Below are 17,865 nucleotides of genomic sequence, written 5' to 3'. Positions count from 1 at the left end.
GTCCTTTCCATTGCCGACCATGACCGCACTCACCGCACCGACCGCGCTGATCGCCGACGACGAACCCCACCTGGCCCGCGCTCTCGCGGCGCAGCTGGCGGCCGTCTGGCCGGAGCTCGACATCGTCCACATCGCCCGCAACGGTCTGGAGGCCGCCGAGCAGATCGCGGCGCTGCAGCCGGACCTGGCCTTCCTCGACATCCAGATGCCGGGCCTGACCGGACTCGAGGTCGCCGAAGGCATCGAGGGCGCGACGCGGGTCGTCTTCGTCACGGCCTACGACCAGTACGCGGTGCAGGCCTTCGAGCAGGAGGCCATCGACTACGTGCTCAAGCCGGTGGAGGCGGAACGGCTTGGCCGCACGGTCGAACGGATCCGCCGCGCGTTGGCGAAATCCGTGGCGGACGCGACCGGCGACGACGGCGTGGACGCGCGGCTGCTGGCCGCGCTGCAGCGCCTGCACGCGCCGGGCGGCGCGACGGTGAGGCCCACCGGACCGTTGCGCTGGGTGCGCGCGACGCAGGGCGACCTGATGCATCAGGTGCCCGTCGACGAGGTGCTCTTCTTCCGTGCCGACGACAAGTACACCTGCGTTCAGACCGCGACGACCGAGTACCTGATCCGCACGCCCATCCACGAGCTCGCCGCGCAGCTCGACGGCGAGCGTTTCTGGCAGGTGCACCGGTCGACGATCGTGAACCTGGACCATGTGAGCGGCACCCGTCGCGACGAACTGAGCCGGCTGTTCGTGCGCGTGCGCGGCCATGCGAGCGAGCTGCCGGTCAGCCGCGCGTACGTGCACCTGTTCAAGTCGATGTAGTCGTCCGGGCGGTTGGTGATCGCCGGGCGACCGGAACGGTCCGGCGGCGGCCTGGCGGTGGGCCGGTGACGGCGGTCCCGTCATGGGCGAGACCTACACTGCCGGACACATGCAGCTCGATCCCCGCTCGATCACCGTCATGACCGCGCTGATGGCCGCTGTCATGGGGGCGGTGCTGCTCGGCGTGCGCCGCAACTATCCGCCGACGATCCGCGGACTGCTGCCCTGGGCGCTGGCGCCGATGACCTGCGCGCTCGCCGCCGGCGTGTACGCGCTGCAGGGACTGCTGCCGGAATTCGTCGTGGCGCAGGCCGGCAACGCGCTGCTGCTCACCGGCTGCGGGCTGTTCTATTTCGGCTCGCAACGTTTCTTCGGACAGCGCGTGACCTGGCGCCTGTGGGGCGCGGTCGCGCTGCTCAGCCTGGCCGTGCTGACCTGGTTCCTGGTCTGGCCGGACTACCGCGTCCGCATGGTCGTGTTCACCGGAACGATGACCGCCTGCGTGCTCGCGCATGCGCGGTTGATCCTGCGCGACGGCCGCGGATTCGCGGCGCGCCTGATCGGCGCGACGCTGCTGCTGCAGGCGCTGGTGCTCGTCGCGCGCGGCGTCGCGACCTTCTGGGTCGACGGCACGCAGTCGTCGCGTTTCGCGATGACGGCGGTGCAGACGACCTACATCGCGAGCTACTGCTTCAGCGTGCTGCTGCTGAGCGTGGGCGTGCTGCTGATGGCCAGCGAGCGCGTGCGCGAGGAGTTCGAGCTGCTCGCCACCCGCGACGCGCTGACCGGCGCGCTGACGCGCCGCGCGGTGCTGCAGGCCGGCGGCGAGGAGTTCGACCGCTGGCGCCGTTACGGGCAGCCGCTGTCGCTGCTGCTGCTCGACATCGACCACTTCAAGCTGGTCAACGACCGGCACGGCCACCAGGCCGGCGACCGCGTGCTGGCCGGCGCGGTGGCGGTGATGCGGGAGCAGCTGCGCGTGACGGACCGGCTCGGGCGTTATGGCGGCGAGGAGTTCGTGATCCTGCTGCCGTCCACCGATGCCGAGGCCGCTTTGGCATCGGCCGAACGCGTCCGCGCCGCGCTCGCGTCGCATGTGCCCGAGCCTGGCATCCCGCCGTGCACGGCGAGCCTGGGCGTCGCCTGCGCGCTGCCGGACGATGCCAGCCTGGACGCGCTCCTCGCGCGCGCCGACGCGGCGCTCTATCGCGCCAAGGCGAACGGGCGCGACCGCGTCGAGTGACTCCCATCCCGCGCCGGACGCGCGGCGCCAGCGCCAGTCGAACGGACCGGATCGATCCAGAGGCCGGAGCGATCGTTGCGCGCTTCCCGCTTTTCGGCGGAACACCCCTTGGCGCGCATGACACCAACGTTCCGTCCACCGCCGGTGGAGGCCGCCGCGGCGGCCGTGTCGTTCGAAGAGGATTGTCATGTTGGAAACACAACGAGCGGGGCTCAACGGCCCGGGTGGCATGCGGTTGCGTGCCTGGTCGATCTGGATGGCCGCCTTGGCGGGTGTCGGAGGAGCGACCCTCGCGGACACCGCGGTTGCCGTGGATGCCGGATCGCAGCCCCGGACGCCGCGCCCCGCCGGGCTGGTGCATCTGCTGGTCACCGAACACTGCTCGGCGACGCTGATCACGGACCGTGCGGCGGTGACGTCGGCGACGTGTGTCCTGCCCAGGCGAAACACAACGCGGGGGCCATCTCCGCAGGTCGAATTCCGGCAGGTCGTCGACCCGGAGGGGCGGCTCTTGCGGGGACGCGTGATCCCCTTCGTGCAGGACGCGAACGTCTCGATGGAGAGGGCTCGGACCGGCGTCGGCGACCTGGCGCTCGTCCTCTTCGACGAGGTGCCGCCGGTGAAGGGCGACGCGACCCCTGACCGCGCCATTCCCAGCTACCGATCGGAATACCTGCTGATGGCGTCCCCCGCGGAACGCCGCGCCGGTTATCTGGGGGACACCCTGGCGCCCTCAGCCGTGAAGCGGGTCTCGCCCGCCACGGTCTACACACGGCACGACCTGGCCCCGCCCGATCATCTGCCCGGAGGGGTGATGGACCAGTTCGGCCCCGTGCTCCGCTCCTTCGCAGCCGCGCGGAGCGAGGCCCCGGCTGTCTACGGCGCGGCGCTCGCAGAGCTCGTGCGAGCGGATCTGGGCCTGCAACTCTCCGACGAGGACCTCGCGGACCTCGTGATGCCCGCGCTGTCGAACGTCAGCTTCGTCGGCCCGGTGGGCACGCGCGAGACAAGGCCCGGGGAGTGGGGGGCGGGCATCTTCGCGCAGGACGGCGGTCGGGACGTGCTGGTGGGCCTGGTCGGGCAAGGGCCCTATCAAATCCGCCTGTCCAACTACTGGCCATGGATCTTCAAGATGCTGCTGAAGAACGGACGCAGGGAAGAGGCCCTGGCCATCGCCGACCGCGTGCTCGAGAAGATCCCCGGACAGCGACTGGCGGACACGCGCGAGTGCACGCACGTGGGCCAGCTGTACGTGGATGCGGCGGGGCTCGACGTCCTGCTCGGCACCATGCCCTTCTTCCGACTGATGCAACATCCGATGCGTCCAGGCCCGGACGGCGCGAAGTTCACGAGCGCCTGCACGTCCTTCGCCAACGCCGGTACGCCGGGCTCCGCCTGGGAGCCGTTGGGCACCGAGCTGCCTTCGGCGACGGAGGGACGCCGCATCACCTTCAACTGGCGCTACGACGGTGGTCCGCCCGAGGACGGGACGCCTGTCGTCGGGGGCTACTACGGCTATCTGAACCCCACCAACGCCCGGCGGGAGTACTTCCAGCTCAAGTCCGCCCGGCCCGATGGGCGCCTGGCCTATTTCCCGCTCGACGCCAGCAGCAACGCCTACTGGGACTACGTTGGCGGGCAACTCCCGCCGGTGCGTGAGATGCGCCTCCTGGACGCGCCTCGCGCCGTGCCGTGACGCGCTGATGCCGTGACGGTGGAGCGGCGCCCGAGGGCGTCGCGCCTCACTTGAAGAACCAGTACCCCACCAGGATCGCGCCCACCAGGCCGACGAAGTCGGCCAGCAGCCCGCAGGTCAGGGCGTAGCGGGTCTTCTTGATGTTGACGCTGCCGAAGTAGACGGCCAGCACGTAGAACGTGGTCTCGGTCGAGCCCTGGATGATCGCGGCGAGCTTGCCCTCGAAGCTGTCGACGCCGTAGGTCTTGAGCACGTCCACCATCAGCCCGCGCGCGCCGCTGCCCGACAGCGTCTTCATCAGGCCGACCGGCAGGGCCGGGACGAAGTCGGTCGGCAGGCCCAGCGCGGCCACGCCGGCCGCGATGCCGCGCACGACGAACTCCATGCAGCCCGTCGTGCGGAACACCGAGATCGCCACCAGGATCGCGATCAGGTAGGGAATGATCTGCACCGCGACGCCGAATCCTTCCTTGGCGCCCTCGACGAAGGACTCGTAGACGTTGATGCGGCGCCAGGCGCCGACGGCGATGAACATCACGATGATGGTCAGGATCACGCCGCTGCCCAGCACGCCGATGTACTGCGACATCACCTCCGGCGGATAGCTGTGCAGCCAGCCGAAGACGGCCGCCATGATCCCGATGAAGCCGCCGACGAACACCAGCACCGGCGCGCTGAACAGGTTGATGCGCTGCACCCAGGCCACCGCGATCAGCCCCGACATGAACGAGATGAAGGTGGCGATCAGCGTGGGCAGGAAGATGTCCGCCGCATTGAACCCGACCAGCCCCTGGTCCACCGCCATCGCCTGCCGGATCGCGATCACCGTGGTCGGGATCAGCGTGATGCCGGCGGTGTTCAGCACCAGGAACATGACCATCGCGTTGCTGGCGGTGTCCTTCTGCGGATTCAGCTCCTGCAGTTCCTTCATCGCCTTCAGGCCCAGCGGCGTGGCGGCGTTGTCCAGCCCGAGCATGTTGGCCGAGAAGTTCATGACCATCGAGCCGCCCGCCGGGTGACCCCGCGGCACCTCCGGGAAGATGCGGCCGAAGAACGGGCCCATCGCGCGCGCGAACAGCTGGATCACGCCGGCGTTCTCGCCGACCTTCATCAGGCCCAGCCACAGGCTCATCACGCCGACCAGGCCGAGCGAGATGTCGAAGCCGGTCTTGGCCGTGTCGAAGATGCCGGTCAGCACCTGCGTGAAGATGGTCAGGTCGCCCTGGACCAGCCGCGCGAGCGCGACCGCGAAGCCGATCAGGAAGAACCCGATCCAGATGAAGTTGAGCACCATGGGCGCGCATTATTCCGGCGTCCCGCGCGGCGGGCCGCGGCGACTGGGGATTGCGAGCATCACCTTGTGGGGGCGGGTCATAACCGGCGCGGGAAATGCGGGCGGTCCCCATCGGACGGAAGCCGGACGGCCGCATCCATCGCGCGCATGACATCGGCACGCATCGGGCCGGCGGGCCCGGTCCCGGGCAGTCGAGGATCGACGTGCCCCGGCTCGCGGTCATTGAGCCGTGAGGGCTGCCTTCGAAGAATGTCCCGACCCTTCCCGTTGTCGAAGGGCTGGAGACTGTCATGTCGATCTTTTCCTGCCGTCGAGGGCTTGCCGGCCCGATGCCTCGTCCGGGTCGCGCCGGTGTCCGTCGCGGACGCGGACCATGGATGCTCGGCGTCTTGCTGGGCACGATCCTCACCACCGAGGCGGCGGCGGAGGCACCGCAGCGCCCCGCGCCGTCCGGGACGCTGTATCAGGTGCCGTTGTGGGTGCTGGGGCGGGATCACTGCTCCGCGACGCAGATCTCGCCGCGCGTGGCGTTGACCACCTACGCGTGCGCCGTCGGCGCGCTGTCTGCTGGCGGCGATGGACGCGTCCAGCTCGCGCAACGCGTCAATCGGCGGCCATTGGGCGGGCGTCTCATCGAGGATCGCCAGCTGCGCCATGCGCCTCCCGCCGGGCTGCAGCTGATCGTGCTGGACGAACCCGAGTCCTGGGCGCCGCTGGGTACCACCGGCGCTCCGATCCCGAGCTACCGGCGCGAGCGGGAACTGCTGCGGGATCCGGCAGCGCCCAGCCCCGCCCGGTGGGAGGGTACGCGCCTCTATGCCTACGGCCCCACGCCGACGCGGGTCGATCGCACCGACACGCCCATGTTCATCAGGAGTTACCACGGCGTGATGGGTTCGGGCATGCGCTTCGGCGATGAGATCCACCTGCCATTGACCTTCCGCTCGCTGACCTTCCACAGGCGGACGGAGCCGGAGCGTTTTGCCTTCGCCGCCGGGACCGCCATCGGCGGCGAGGACACCTTGGGCCAGGACGTGACGGTGGCCTTGAACGGTCGCGATGATGTCCTGCGCGCCGACCGCTGGCTGATCCCGCTGGTCGGACTGGCGTCGGACGGCATCACCCGCGCCGGCCGCCCCATGCCCGCGCCGGGTCAACCGGCCGTGCTCGACGCGCCCTTCGTCGGTGCCAACCAGGGCGCCGGCCTGATGGCGACGCGCGCCTCGCCCACGGACGAGTACTACCGGCCGGGTGCGCTCGTGGGACTTCTGGCGGCGCCTGGCACCCTGCATCTCCGTCTGGCCCTGCATTGGCCGGAGGTGCATCGGGTGATGCTGGCACAGGGGCTGAGCGCCGATGCCGCGCATCTGGCCCGGCAGGTCCTGGATGCCAAGGTGCCGTGGGATGGCAACGCCGAAAGCGGAACGCCGGGCGACATCTTCCTGAGCGAAGACAACCGGACCGGCGTGACGAGCTTCCATCGATTGAAGGCGCGGATCCCGGAAGGCTCCTACTGGCGCCTCCCCGACATCGGCCACGACAACGATCCGTGGTGGGAGCCGCTCGGCACCGCGCTGCCGGCGCGTTGGCGCGTGCTGGGCTGGCGCGCGCCGCTCACGCCTCTTCCAGGAAGCGCTCCCGCACTTCCAGCACCTGAGGCAGCACGCCGATGAAGAGCTCGACCAGCGCCGGGTCGAAGTGCCGTCCGGCCTGCGCGCGCAGGTGCTCGACGGCCCGTTCGATCGGCCACGCCGGCTTGTAGGGCCGGATGCTGGTCAGCGCGTCGAAGACGTCGGCGATGGCGACGATGCGGGCCTCCTGCGGGATGGCCTCGCCGGCCAGTCCTTCGGGATAACCGCTGCCGTCCCACTTCTCGTGGTGCGCCAGCGCGACGCGCCGCGCCAGGCCCAGCAGCCCGGTCGTCTGGTCGCCGAGGATCTCGGCGCCGATGGCCGGGTGGCGGCGCATCACGGTCCATTCGGCCTCGGTCAGCGGTCCGGGCTTCTGCAGGATCGCGTCGGGAATGCCCAGCTTGCCGACGTCGTGCATCGGCGCGGCGTGCAGCAGGTCGTCGGCCTCGAGATCGGTCCAGCCGGCGGCCAGCGCCAGCAATTGGGCGTAGTGGCTCATCCGCACGACGTGCCAGCCGGTCTCGTTGTCCTTGTATTCGGCCGCGCGGCCCAGCCGCTGCACGATCTGCAGCCGCGTCTCGCGCAGTTCGTCGGCGCGCACCAGCGACAGGTGGGTACGCACCCGCGCGCGCACGACGGGCGGGCTCACCGGCTTGGCGATGTAGTCCACCGCGCCGGCTTCGAAGCCTTCTGTCTCGTCGCGCGAGTCGGCCAACGCGGTGACGAAGATCACCGGCGTGCGCTTGGTCGCCGGCTGCGACTTCAGCACCCGGCAGACGTCCAGGCCGGACATGCCCGGCATCATGATGTCCAGCAGGATCAGCTGCGGCGACTCGGTCTTCGCGAGCTCCAGCGCCTTCTGTCCGTCGCGCGCGAACAGCAGCCGGTAGTCGTCCTGCAGCACGTGGCGCAGCACCTGCAGGTTGGCGGGCTCGTCGTCGACGAGCAGCAGCCGCGGGCGGTGGTCGGCGGTCATCGCGTCATCCTCGCGCACCTGACGCGGCATGGGAAGCCGCGCTCAGCTGCGTGCGCAACGACTGCAGCAGCAGCAGCGCCGCGTCGAAATCGAAATCGTCCAGCGCCTGCGACAGCGGCGCGGTGCGTTCGGCGCCGAAGGCGGCCCGCAGCGCGGCCAGCGATTCGTCGTCGAGCTCGCTGCGCTTGAGCGCCGCGGCCAGCCGATCGATCAGCGTCTTCTTCTCGCGCAGTTCCTGCGCCACGGCAACCGCCGTTGCCGACGGCTCCGCCATGGGCATGGGCGCGCTCGCGGCGAAGCCGGACGGCGTGCCGTCGAGCTCCGCCACGGCGTCCAGCGTGTTCTGCAAGGCCAGCGCGAGCGTGTCCACCAGCGCCATCAAATCTTCCTGCTTGCCGAGCCGCAGCGCCGATTCCACCGGCTGCGCCGCCGCGAGCAGCCCCGGCATCGCCAGGCTGCCGGCGACGCCGCGCCACCGGTGCACCAGCCCGCGCATCTCGATCCATTGCCGGCCGTGCGTCAACTGGTGCAGCCGCGCGACGCCGTCGCGCTGCTCTTCGGCGAAGCGGCGCAGGCCGCGTTGCCACGCGGTCACGCTGCCCCAGAGCCGCAGGCCCTGCTGCCAGTCCAGCGGCCCGGCCGCCGCGCCGGCGACGCGCGCATCGATCGCATGGCGCGTCGTCGGCACCGGCCCGGCCGAGTCCGCCGAGCGGCCCGGCGTCAGTCCCAGCACGCGGGCGATCTCGGCGAACAGCCGCGCCGGGTCCAGCGGCTTGACCGCGAAACCGTCCATGCCCGCGGCCAGCGCCGCCTGGCGGTCTTCCTCCAGCACGCTGGCGGTCAGTGCGACGACCGGCGTGTGGCCGCGGCCCTGCGCGTGCTCGAAGTTGCGGATCCGGCGCGTCGCGCCCAGCCCGTCCAGCCCGGGCATGTGAACGTCCATCAGCACCGCGTCGAAGCGTTCGTCGGAGAAGGCCTTCAACGCCTGCAGCCCGTCCGAGGCCAGCGTGACCTGATGGCCCTCGCGGCCCAGGATGATCTGCAGCAGCTCGCCGTTCTGCGCCACGTCGTCCGCCACCAGCAGCCGCAGCGGCGGCAGCGTGACGGCGACCTCGGTCGCGTCGGACTCGGCACGCGCCGCATCGCCCGCCGCCAGCGGCAGCCAGACGTGGAAGGTGCTGCCCTGGTCGACTTCGCTCTCGACGGTGATGCGGCCGCCCATGCGCTCGACCAGCTGGCGCGAGATCGTCGTGCCCAGCCCGGTGCCGCCGAAGCGGCGCGTCGTCGAGGCATCGGCCTGCGCGAAGGCGTCGAAGATGCGATCCAGCCGGTCGGCGGCGATGCCGATGCCGGTATCGATGACGGCCAGGTGGATCTGTCCGCCTTCCTGGCGCATGCGCAGCGTCACCACGCCGCGCTCGGTGAACTTGATGGCGTTGCCGACCAGGTTCAGCAGCACCTGCTGCACGCGCAGCGGGTCGCCCTTGAAGAAGCGCGGTTCGGCGCCCGGATAGTCGAGGTACAGCGCCAGGTTCTTGCGCTGCGCCAGCAGCCGCAGCGAGTCCAGCGCCTGTTCGCAGACGGTGCGCAGCGAGAAGTCGACGGCCTCCAGCTCCATCGCGCCCTTGTCCAGCTTGGCGGTGTCGAGGATGTCGTTGAGCAGCGAGAGCAGCGATCGCGCCGAGCCCCGCACCGTCGTCAGGTGGCGGCGCTGCGCGTCGGCCAGCGTGGTGTCCAGCAACAGCTCGGTGAAGCCCAGGATGGCGTTCATCGGCGTGCGGATCTCGTGGCTCATGTTGGCCAGGAAGGCGCTCTTGGCCGCGGCGGCGGATTCGGCGCGTTCCTTGGCTTCCTCGAGCTGGCGCTGCAGGCGCTTGGGTTCGGTGATGTCGAGGATCACGCCGTCGATCCACTGCGGCGCGCCGCCGGCGTCGCGCATCGCGCGGCCGCGCTCCGAGACCCAGCGCTCGCCGGCCTCGCGGGTGTGGACGCGGTACTCGATCGAGTAGGGCGCATCGGCGGCCACGGCGGTCTCGACCGCCGCGTTCACGCGTTCCTGGTCATGGCGGTGGATCAGCGCGGCGAAGTGCTGCGTGCCGTCCAGGAAGTCCTGCGCGGGCCAGCCGGTCAGTTCCTCGACGGCGTCGTTGATCAGCAGCATCGACCAGTTCTCGTCCAGGCGGCAGCGGAAGGTGACGCCGGGGCTGTTGGCGATGACGGTGCGGTACTTGGTCTCGCTGTCGCGCAGCGCCTGCTCCATCGCGAGCATGCGCTGGCGCTCCTCCATCAGGTCGGTGTTGAGCCGGCGCAGCGCCAGCAGGCCGTTGGCGCCGGCGGTGATCGCGCTGATCGCCAGCGCCATCACGGTCACGGCCAGCGCGAGCCAGCCGGCGTTCTCGATGCTGGTGTTGCAGGGACCGTCTCCCAGCCCGACGAAGCGCGCCGCGCCCATGGCCGTGTAGTGCATGCCCGCGATGGCGCAGCCCATCACGAGGCCGCCCAGCGCGATCGCCCAATGGCGATGGATCCGTCCGGCCAGCCCGAAGCGGATCCACAGCGCCAGCATCGCCAGCAGGACCGCCACGACGATGGAGGCGCCGAACCAGACGGGGTCGTAGCGCAGCGCGAGGGACATCTCCATCGCCGCCATGCCGGTGTAATGCATCGTGCCGATGCCGGCACCGACCAGCACGCCGCCGACGACGAGCCGCCAGCCGTCGAGCCGGTGACGGGCCAGCAGCGCCAGCGCGACCCAGGACGCGATCAGCGCGGGGACCATCGAGATCGCGGTGATGTGGGCGTCGAAGGAGATCTGCGCGCAGAGCTCGAACGCCAGCATGCCGATGAAGTGCATCGACCAGATGCCGCCGCCCAGGGCCAGCGCGCCGGTGGCCAGGATGGCCTGGCGGCGCCAGCCCCTGGCCGGTTTGGCCACGCCCGCGACCTGCAGCGCCAGCGCCGAGGTCAGCGAGGCGACGACCAGCGACAGCAGCACCAGCGGCCAGTCGTAACGGCCGGTGAGCAGCAGCGTCGGGGCGCCGTCGCGGAACAGGAAGAACTGCGGCAGGACCGCGGAAAGTTCGGGCACGGGAAGGGGCAGGTGTTGCGCTCGCGCGAGCGCAAGACCAGGGCATGGGAGGAGGGCGTCATGGTGCCAAGAAGCGGCGTGCGCCAAGCGGCACAAATACGCGGCATCTCTCCCCTAAATGCAAACGCCCCGCGAGTGCGGGGCGCTTAGCGGAGCGTTCGGAGGATCAGAACGCGGGCACGACCGCGCCCTTGTACTGCGTCTGGATGAAACGCTTCACCGCCTCGCTCTGCAGCGCGGCGGCCAGCTTCTTCACGGCCGGGGCGTTCTGGTTGTCGTCACGCGTGACCAGCCAGTTGGCGTACGGGGACTCGCCGCCCTCGATCGCCAGCGCGTCCTTGGACGGGTTCAGCTTGGCTTCCAGCGCGTAGTTCGTGTTGATCAGCGCCAGGTCGACCTGCGGCAGGATGCGCGGCAGCGTGGCGGCCTCGATCTCGCGGAACTTCAGCTTCTTCGGGTTGTCGGCGATGTCCTTGGTCGTGGACAGGATGTTGGCCTTGTCCTTGAGCTTGATCACGCCGGCCTTGTCCAGCAGCAGCAGCGCGCGGCCGCCGTTGGTCGGATCGTTGGGGATCGCGACGGTGCCGCCCTCGGGCAGCGCGGCCAGGGTCTTGTGCTTGGTCGAATAGGCGCCGAAGGGTTCCACGTGCACGGCCGCGACGGCGACGAGGTGCGTGCCCTTGCCCTTGTTGAATTCGTTCAGGTAGGGCTTGTGCTGGAAGAAGTTGGCATCCAGGCGTTTCTCGGCGACCTGCACGTTGGGCTGGACGTAGTCGGTGAAGACCTTGACCTCGAGTTCCACGCCCTGCTTGGCCAGCTCGGGCTTGATCAGGTTCAGGATCTCGGCGTGCGGCACCGCGGTGGCGGCGACGGTCAGCTTCTCGGCGGCGGCGGTGCCGGCGGCAGCCAGCGACAGGGCCGCGACGGCGGCGGCGAACAGCTTCTTCATGGGTAAAACTCCTCTGAGGGACAGTGCCGGATACCTGCTTGGGGCGCCCGGCGATGAAAGGGGGAGGCGGGGTTCTTGGCGAGCCTGGCGGCGGATGGCCGGCCGTGGCTGAGGGTGGCTATCGATGGGAGACGCGGGCGACCAGCCAGTCGCCGAACATCTGCAGCAGTTGCACGAGCACGAGCAGCAGCACGACGGTGACGACCATGACCTCGGTCTGGAAGCGCTGGTAACCGAAGCGGATGGCCAGGTCGCCCAGGCCGCCGCCGCCGATCACGCCGGACATCGCCGTGTAGCCGACCAGCGTGATCGCGGTGACGGTCAGCGCGGAGACGAGGCCGGGCAGCGCCTCGGGCAGCAGGCCCTGCCACACGATCTGGCGGGTGCTGGCGCCCATCGCGAGGCCGGCTTCGACGATGCCGCGGTCGACGCCGCGCAGCGCGGTCTCGACCAGTCGGGCCAGGAAGGGCGTCGCGCCGACGACCAGCGGCGGGATCGCGCCGGCCACGCCGAGCGAGGTGCCGGTGACCAGCAGCGTGAACGGGATCAGCACGATCAGCAGGATCACGAAGGGCAGCGAGCGCAGCACGTTCACGACGAGGGACAGCAGCGTGTACACCTTGGGCGAGGACACCAGCCGGTCCCGGTCGAACAGGTAGAGCGCGATGCCCAGCGGCAGGCCGAGCAGCGCGGTGAACAGCAGCGAGCCGCCCAGCATCAGCAGCGTGTCGCCGCCGGCGGTGGCGATCTCGGGCCAGTCGATGGCGCGCAGGGTGTCGAGCAGGGAAGGGGTGGCGGCGAGGCTCATGCGCGCAGCTCCTCGACCTGCACGCCGCGCTCGGCCAGCAGTTGGCGCGCGGCGGCGTGGTCGCCCCCGCTGACGGCGATCGTCAACTGCCCGTAGGGCTGCTTCTTGATCCGGTCGATGCGGCCGGACAGGATGCCGAAGTCCAGGTTCGCGTGGCGGGCGACCTCGCCCAGCAGCGGTTCATAGGTGCGTTCGCCGAAGAAGGTCAGGCGCCAGAGGCTGCCCGCGACATGCGCGTAGTCGTCGCGCTGCTCGCCTTCGTCGACATGTTCCGATGCGAGGACGAAACGCTTCGCGGTCCCCGAGCGCGGGTGGAGGAAGACCTGCGCCACCGGGCCCTGCTCGACGATGCGGCCGCTCTCGAGCACCGCGACGCGATCGCAGACGCGGCGGACCACGTCCATCTCGTGCGTGATCAGGACGATGGTCAGCTTCAGCTCGTCGTTGAGTTCGGCCAGCAGGTCCAGGATCGAGCGCGTGGTCTCGGGGTCGAGCGCGCTGGTGGCTTCATCGCACAGCAGCACCTGCGGGTCCAGCGCCAGCGCGCGGGCGATGCCGACGCGCTGCTTCTGTCCGCCGGACAACTGGGCGGGGTACTTGTCCGCCTGGTCGGCGAGACCGACCCGGGCGAGCAGTGCCTGAACACGCGGGGCGATCCTGGCCGTGTCCCAGCCAGCGATGCGCAGCGGCCAGGCGACGTTCTGCGCCACCGTGCGCGAGCTCAGCAGATTGAAGTGCTGGAAGATCATCGCGATCTTCTGCCGGGCGGCGCGCAGGCCGCCGGCGTCCAGCGTCTGGAGGTCCTGGCCGGCCACGACCACACGGCCGCTGTCCGGACGCTCCAGCAGGTTGATGACGCGCAGCAAGGTGCTCTTGCCAGCGCCCGACGCGCCGATGATCCCGAACACCTCGCCCGATTCGATCTTCAGATCCACGCCCTGGAGCGCCGGAACGCGGCGACCCTCGACGTCATACGATTTGTGCAGGCTTTGGAGTTCGATCACGGACAGATGAAGGACGCTAGCGGCAGGTGACACCCGTTGCCGTCATGCGCCTCTTTGGGGCGGAAGTCGTGATGCTTAGGGATTACCCGGCGTTTGGCAAGCAATCAATGCTTATATGCATATGCCGGGGTGGGGAATCTGCTGAATTCGTATAACGGGAAGGGCGGGTTTCCGAGGCCTGCTCAGACCGGAAGAGCGAGGGATGCGAGCTCTCTCACGAGATCCGCAATGTTGTTGCGCAACGCAGATTCCGTGGCGATCCGCAGTTGCTCGCTCGGATTCAGGCTGTCGTCGATGCCGGCCTTCTGAGTCGTGCGCAGCGTCCGCTGATACAGCACCTTGCCGCCGCCGGCCGCACGCTCCGTCAACGTGTAGCGGATGGAGAGGGCGACCTCCGGGAGCACCGGTACGTTCGGCTGCGCCAGCGCCAGCACCTCGACCTGCAACTGGTAGCGGCCCGTGTCGGGGACGTCCGGCATCAGCCCCAGGCGTCGCAGCGACTCCTGGTAGGTCTGGTTCAAGGTCATCGCATTGATGCGGCTGCCCCACCACATCGAGGTCTCCTGGCCGCCGGTGACCGGCAGCAGGTCGATGTTGCGACGCAGCTGCGGACTCAGCCACGAGCGCAGTTGCAGCGACTCCATGTCGGTCAGCGAGGACTCGAGCGGCCGGGCCGGCGTGCCGCATCCCGCCAGCAGCGCGCAGGCGCACGCCGCGGCAGCCAGCGAGGCCAGCGCGGAACGGAGGGGAGCGGGGCGACGGTCGATCATGCCGGGCATCTTGCCTCCGCGAACCGGGCAACGATCGCCCGAAGTGGACCGCTTTCGTGGCTCAGAGTTCGCGGCTCAGAGCCGCCGATGCTGCAGCGCCGGCAGTTGCTCGCGCACCTGCGCGATGCGCGCCGGATCGATCTTGGCCACCGCCAGGCCTTCACCCTCGGGCACGCAGGCCAGGACCTCGCCCCACGGGTCGATGACCATGCTGTGGCCCCAGGTGCGGCGGCCGTTCTCGTGCGTGCCGCCTTGCGCGGCGGCGATGACGTAGGCCTGGTTCTCGACCGCGCGGGCGCGCAGGAGCAGCTCCCAATGCGCCTGACCGGTCGTGAAGGTGAAGGCCGCCGGTACGCTGATCAGGTCGAGCGGCCGTGCGCCGCTGAAGCTCATCGCGCGATACAGCTCCGGGAAGCGCAGGTCATAGCAGATGGACAGGCCCACGCGCAGCGTCGTCCTGTCGGGGATCGCGGCGTCGACGGTCACCGGCGCTTCGCCGGCCTCCAGCACGCGGGCCTCGTCGTAGCGTTCGCGGCCGTTGTCGTAGCAGAAGAGGTGGAGCTTGTCGTAGCGCGCCGTCAGCGAGCCGTCCGGCGCGAAGACGCAGGTGGTGTTGCGCACCCGCTCCGCCGGCACCGTCGCGACCGCTATCGCCATGGGCAGCGTGCCGCCGAGGATCCACACGCCGTGCTCGCGGGCAGCGCGGCTGAGCGCGCCCTGGATGGGCGCGTCGAGGTCGCCGGGCTGCTCGGCGAAGGGCAGCTTGTCGGTGTCCTTGTGGCCCATGAGGCAGAAGTACTCCGGCAGCGACACCAGCGCGGCGCCTTGCCGGGCGGCCTCGCCGATCCAGTGGCGGGCGCGTTCGAGGTTTTCCTCCAGCCGGGTGGTGGAGACCATCTGGATCGCGGCGACGGTGACCGGTGCGGTGCTGTGGGCAGGCGTGCTCATGGGGCGGACTCTCCTTGCGCGGTGGCCGTGCTGTTGTAGCTGCCCTGCGGCTGGGCGCGGCGCGGCAACTGCTCGATGCGGGGATCGGACCAGGTGCCGGTGACGCGGAATTCCTCGCTGCTGGCCGCGGCCAGCGGCTTGCGCAGCAGCCACTGCGCCAGGAAGGCGCCCAGCCCGATCGCGGGGTTCACCGCCGCATAGGCGAGCGCGGCACCGCCGGCGTTGATCTCCGGCAGGACCAGGACGTGCAGGTCCTGCGTCTCGGCGGCGAGGTCCGCGCTGCCCTCCATCAGCACCGCGGCCTGCAGGCCCTTCATGCGCAGGTTGTCGCTGCGGGCCACGCCCTTGCCGATCCGGATGTCGCCGGTGACGTTGTCGAAGGCGAAGCCCTCCGAGAACACGTCGCGGAAGTCCAGCATCAGCCGCCGCGGGATGGACTGCAGGCTCAGCACGCCCAGCAGCCGCCCGACGCCGGGCTCCGCCTTGAGGAACTGGCCCTTCTCCATCGCGACGCTCAACTGGCCGCTCATGCTGGCGTAGTCCGGCGACAGCGGCGAGCCCTGCCAGGACACCTGCCCGGTCAGTTCGCCCTTGCCGCCGCGCAAGACCTGGCCCTGGCCGATCCGCTCCAGCAACTTGCCCGCGTCCGCGACGTCCAGCTTCCAGTCGAGTTCGGTGCGGCGCAGCGCCTGGCCGGGTTCCGGCGCCCACTTGCCGGAGGCGCTCAGCGTCGCATCCGGACTCTTGAGCACGAGGCGGCCGAGGCGCCAGTCGCGCGCGTCGCTCTGTTGCTGGGCGTCGATCTCGAGCCGGCCGAGCCGCTTGCCGCGCAGCTCGAAGTCCTCGACGACGATGTCCAGCGTCGGGACCGATTTCGGCTGCCTGTCGAGCAGCTGCTCGACGCCGTCGACGTCGCTGCGGGGCACGGACAGCCGGGACAGCCGCGCATAGACGCGGCCCGGCTGGTTGGGTTTCGCGGCCCGCACCTCGATCAGGCCGCTGAGCTGCTGCGCGTCCATGGAGACCCGCCAGCCCGCGCCGGTGTCGTGCGAGATGCCGGCGGTGACGCCGTTCAGCGTGCGGCCCGCCACCTGCAGCGTCTGCGCCTTCAGCGTGAGTTGCGATGGCGTGTAGCCGCCCTCGGCCATGCCCTCGGTCGCGCTGTCGAGCGCCGAGCCTTCCTTCCCGCCGGTCAGTCCCGGCAGCGCCGTCTGCCAGGCGTCGGCGTTGAACTGGTCGAAGGTGGCGCGGGCGACCACGCCTTGCGCGGGCAGATCGGGCAGCTTCTCACGCACGGCGACGGCGCCGCGCAGGACCTTCGCCTCGTGCGTCGTGACGTCGCGCTGGTAGAGCGCCTGCACCGGGCCGGCCTCGACGCGCAGCTCCTCGCGCTGCGTGCCGGCCGGCGCCGCGATCGCCCGCGTGGCGACGCGCAGGGGCCAGGTCTCGTCGGCGGCCTTGTGCATGGGCGCCGGCAGGTTCACCGTGATGCCCTGCATCGGACTGGTGACGGTGATCTCCGTCTGCCCGCCCCGGAGCACGCCCAGGTCGAAACGCACCGGGGCCTGGCCCGTCATCACCGACGCGACCTGCTGGAGGCCCAGCTCCGGCGCGTTGCGCAGCGCCTCGGCCGTCACCGTGCCCAGCGCCGCGAAGCGCATCGAGCCGTCGGCCTGGCTGCCGCCGTCGAAGGTGGCGTCGCCGCCCAGCACGCGCGCCTGACCGCCGCGGATCTGCAGCCCCTTCTGGTCGAAGCTCACCAGCGCCTTCGCCTGGCCGAGCAACGGGGTGTCGGGCCGGATGCGCAGGTCGTTGCCGGTCAGCGTGACCAGGCCCTTCACCGTGGTGTCGTCGATGTGCATCAACGGCAGCCGCAGGTTGAGCTTCAGCGCCATCGGGCCGGTGGCGGTGCTGTTGTCCAGCACGTGGCTGGTCAGTGCCGCGACCGGCGAGCTCTTCACGTAGCGCAGGCCGTCGGCCAGCGCGCCGCGCGCCTGGCCGTCGATGTCCAGCACCGGCGCGTGGTGGTAGAGGTCGGGGATCGCACCCTGGACGTTGAACAGCTCCACGCCCATCAGCTTCGTCTTCGCGTTGCGGATGCTCATGGACGCGCGGTCGAAGATCAGCTCGGCGTCCAGCTGTTCCATCACGGGCCACGGCGACTGGAAGGCGGGATGCTCGTCGTCGGCCGGGTGGCTGGGCACGTAGGCCAGCGTCAGGTTGCGGACCTGCCCGGCGACGCGGAACTGGCCCTTGCTGCGCGGCGTGTCGAACGGGAAATCGAGCAGGTCGCCCTGCAGCCGCACCTGGATCTTCTGGACGGTGCCGTCGCGGATCGCGTCGCGGACATACCGGCGCGCCTCATGGCCCATCGACGCGGGCAGGTAGCGCAGCACGCGCGGCGCGCTGATCTCGTCGATGTGGCCGGTCAGGTCGAGCCTGCCCGAGTCGTGGGGGCGTTTGCCTTCACCGCTCTGCCAGGAGCCGTCGATCTCCGCGCGCAGGTCGCCGTTGGCGATCCGGACGTCGGTGAACTGCACCGACCAGCGCGTGCGGGGTTCGGCGGGCGCCGACGCCGCGCTCGCGACCGAGGCCGCCGCCAGCGGCCGGGCGACCGGCGCCGTCGCCGGGATGGCGG

Annotated in this window: 13 protein-coding genes; 4 read left to right on the top strand and 9 right to left on the bottom strand. The window is 70.4% G+C overall.

The window, feature by feature from the left end:
• Positions 1-19 precede the first annotated feature (19 nt).
• The 3 genes from AC07OZ_RS07310 (at position 20) to AC07OZ_RS07300 (ending at position 3,759) form a co-directional block, all read left to right on the top strand.
• The gene (locus tag AC07OZ_RS07310) at positions 20-820 is read left to right on the top strand and encodes a LytR/AlgR family response regulator transcription factor (RefSeq protein WP_495466512.1); all 801 of its coding nucleotides are present in this window, start codon (positions 20-22) and stop codon (positions 818-820) included.
• 82 nt (positions 821-902) lie between these two features.
• Complete coding sequence (locus AC07OZ_RS07305) at positions 903-2,063, top strand: GGDEF domain-containing protein (protein ID WP_495466511.1); 1,161 nt, start codon at positions 903-905, stop codon at positions 2,061-2,063.
• 187 nt (positions 2,064-2,250) lie between these two features.
• Complete coding sequence (locus AC07OZ_RS07300) at positions 2,251-3,759, top strand: hypothetical protein (protein ID WP_495466510.1); 1,509 nt, start codon at positions 2,251-2,253, stop codon at positions 3,757-3,759.
• Positions 3,760-3,805: 46 nt separating this feature from the next.
• Here AC07OZ_RS07300 and AC07OZ_RS07295 read toward each other — a convergent pair whose 3' ends face one another.
• On the bottom strand, positions 3,806-5,053 hold the full coding sequence (locus tag AC07OZ_RS07295; RefSeq protein ID WP_495466509.1) for a nucleoside recognition domain-containing protein: 1,248 nt from the start codon (positions 5,051-5,053) through the stop codon (positions 3,806-3,808).
• Between the two features lie 377 nt (positions 5,054-5,430).
• Between AC07OZ_RS07295 and AC07OZ_RS07290 the strand changes: the two genes are divergently transcribed.
• Positions 5,431-6,726 carry a hypothetical protein gene (locus AC07OZ_RS07290; protein WP_495466508.1) on the top strand — a complete coding sequence of 432 codons (1,296 nt, stop codon included), beginning with the start codon at positions 5,431-5,433 and terminating at the stop codon, positions 6,724-6,726.
• Here AC07OZ_RS07290 and AC07OZ_RS07285 read toward each other — a convergent pair.
• The 8 genes from AC07OZ_RS07285 to AC07OZ_RS07250 form a co-directional block, all read right to left on the bottom strand.
• A complete protein-coding gene (locus tag AC07OZ_RS07285; protein ID WP_495466507.1) occupies positions 6,668-7,660 on the bottom strand; it encodes an HD domain-containing phosphohydrolase in 993 nt (330 codons plus the stop codon). The genes AC07OZ_RS07290 and AC07OZ_RS07285 overlap by 59 nt on opposite strands.
• 4 nt (positions 7,661-7,664) lie before the next feature.
• Positions 7,665-10,748 (bottom strand): MHYT domain-containing protein, encoded by a 3,084-nt coding sequence (locus AC07OZ_RS07280; protein WP_495466506.1) that lies wholly within the window; start codon positions 10,746-10,748, stop codon positions 7,665-7,667.
• Between the two features lie 166 nt (positions 10,749-10,914).
• Positions 10,915-11,697 carry a MetQ/NlpA family ABC transporter substrate-binding protein gene (locus tag AC07OZ_RS07275; RefSeq protein WP_495466505.1) on the bottom strand — a complete coding sequence of 261 codons (783 nt, stop codon included), beginning with the start codon at positions 11,695-11,697 and terminating at the stop codon, positions 10,915-10,917.
• Positions 11,698-11,815: 118 nt separating this feature from the next.
• Positions 11,816-12,505 carry a methionine ABC transporter permease gene (locus tag AC07OZ_RS07270; RefSeq protein WP_495466504.1) on the bottom strand — a complete coding sequence of 230 codons (690 nt, stop codon included), beginning with the start codon at positions 12,503-12,505 and terminating at the stop codon, positions 11,816-11,818.
• Complete coding sequence (locus AC07OZ_RS07265; RefSeq protein WP_495466503.1) at positions 12,502-13,509, bottom strand: methionine ABC transporter ATP-binding protein; 1,008 nt, start codon at positions 13,507-13,509, stop codon at positions 12,502-12,504. Before AC07OZ_RS07265 ends, AC07OZ_RS07270 begins: the two co-directional genes overlap by 4 nt.
• 182 nt (positions 13,510-13,691) lie before the next feature.
• A complete protein-coding gene (locus AC07OZ_RS07260) occupies positions 13,692-14,279 on the bottom strand; it encodes a hypothetical protein (protein WP_495466502.1) in 588 nt (195 codons plus the stop codon).
• A gap of 75 nt (positions 14,280-14,354) precedes the next feature.
• Entirely contained in the window at positions 14,355-15,227 is an 873-nt protein-coding gene (locus tag AC07OZ_RS07255; protein ID WP_495466501.1) for a carbon-nitrogen hydrolase family protein, read from the bottom strand.
• The coding region (locus tag AC07OZ_RS07250; RefSeq protein ID WP_495466500.1) for a YhdP family protein at positions 15,224-17,865 on the bottom strand (2,642 nt) is incomplete at its 5' end. The genes AC07OZ_RS07250 and AC07OZ_RS07255, both read right to left, overlap by 4 nt.

This window comes from Roseateles sp. GW821-FHT09G03 (assembly GCF_059416045.1).
Note: the sequence above shows the minus strand (reverse complement) of the source record. Positions and strands in the feature narration are given on the sequence as shown.

Bases quoted from the DNA above. Each gene is read 5' to 3' on its own strand.
- AC07OZ_RS07310 (WP_495466512.1), top strand. From the start codon at position 20: ATGACCGCACTCACCGCACCGACCGCGCTGATCGCCGACGACGAACCC.
- AC07OZ_RS07290 (WP_495466508.1), top strand. From the start codon at position 5,431: ATGCTCGGCGTCTTGCTGGGCACGATCCTCACCACCGAGGCGGCGGCG.
- AC07OZ_RS07255 (WP_495466501.1), bottom strand. From the start codon at position 15,227: ATGAGCACGCCTGCCCACAGCACCGCACCGGTCACCGTCGCCGCGATC.
- AC07OZ_RS07300 (WP_495466510.1), top strand. From the start codon at position 2,251: ATGTTGGAAACACAACGAGCGGGGCTCAACGGCCCGGGTGGCATGCGG.
- AC07OZ_RS07285 (WP_495466507.1), bottom strand. From the start codon at position 7,660: ATGACCGCCGACCACCGCCCGCGGCTGCTGCTCGTCGACGACGAGCCC.
- AC07OZ_RS07305 (WP_495466511.1), top strand. From the start codon at position 903: ATGGGCGAGACCTACACTGCCGGACACATGCAGCTCGATCCCCGCTCG.
- AC07OZ_RS07275 (WP_495466505.1), bottom strand. From the start codon at position 11,697: ATGAAGAAGCTGTTCGCCGCCGCCGTCGCGGCCCTGTCGCTGGCTGCC.
- AC07OZ_RS07295 (WP_495466509.1), bottom strand. From the start codon at position 5,053: ATGGTGCTCAACTTCATCTGGATCGGGTTCTTCCTGATCGGCTTCGCG.
- AC07OZ_RS07260 (WP_495466502.1), bottom strand. From the start codon at position 14,279: ATGATCGACCGTCGCCCCGCTCCCCTCCGTTCCGCGCTGGCCTCGCTG.
- AC07OZ_RS07270 (WP_495466504.1), bottom strand. From the start codon at position 12,505: ATGAGCCTCGCCGCCACCCCTTCCCTGCTCGACACCCTGCGCGCCATC.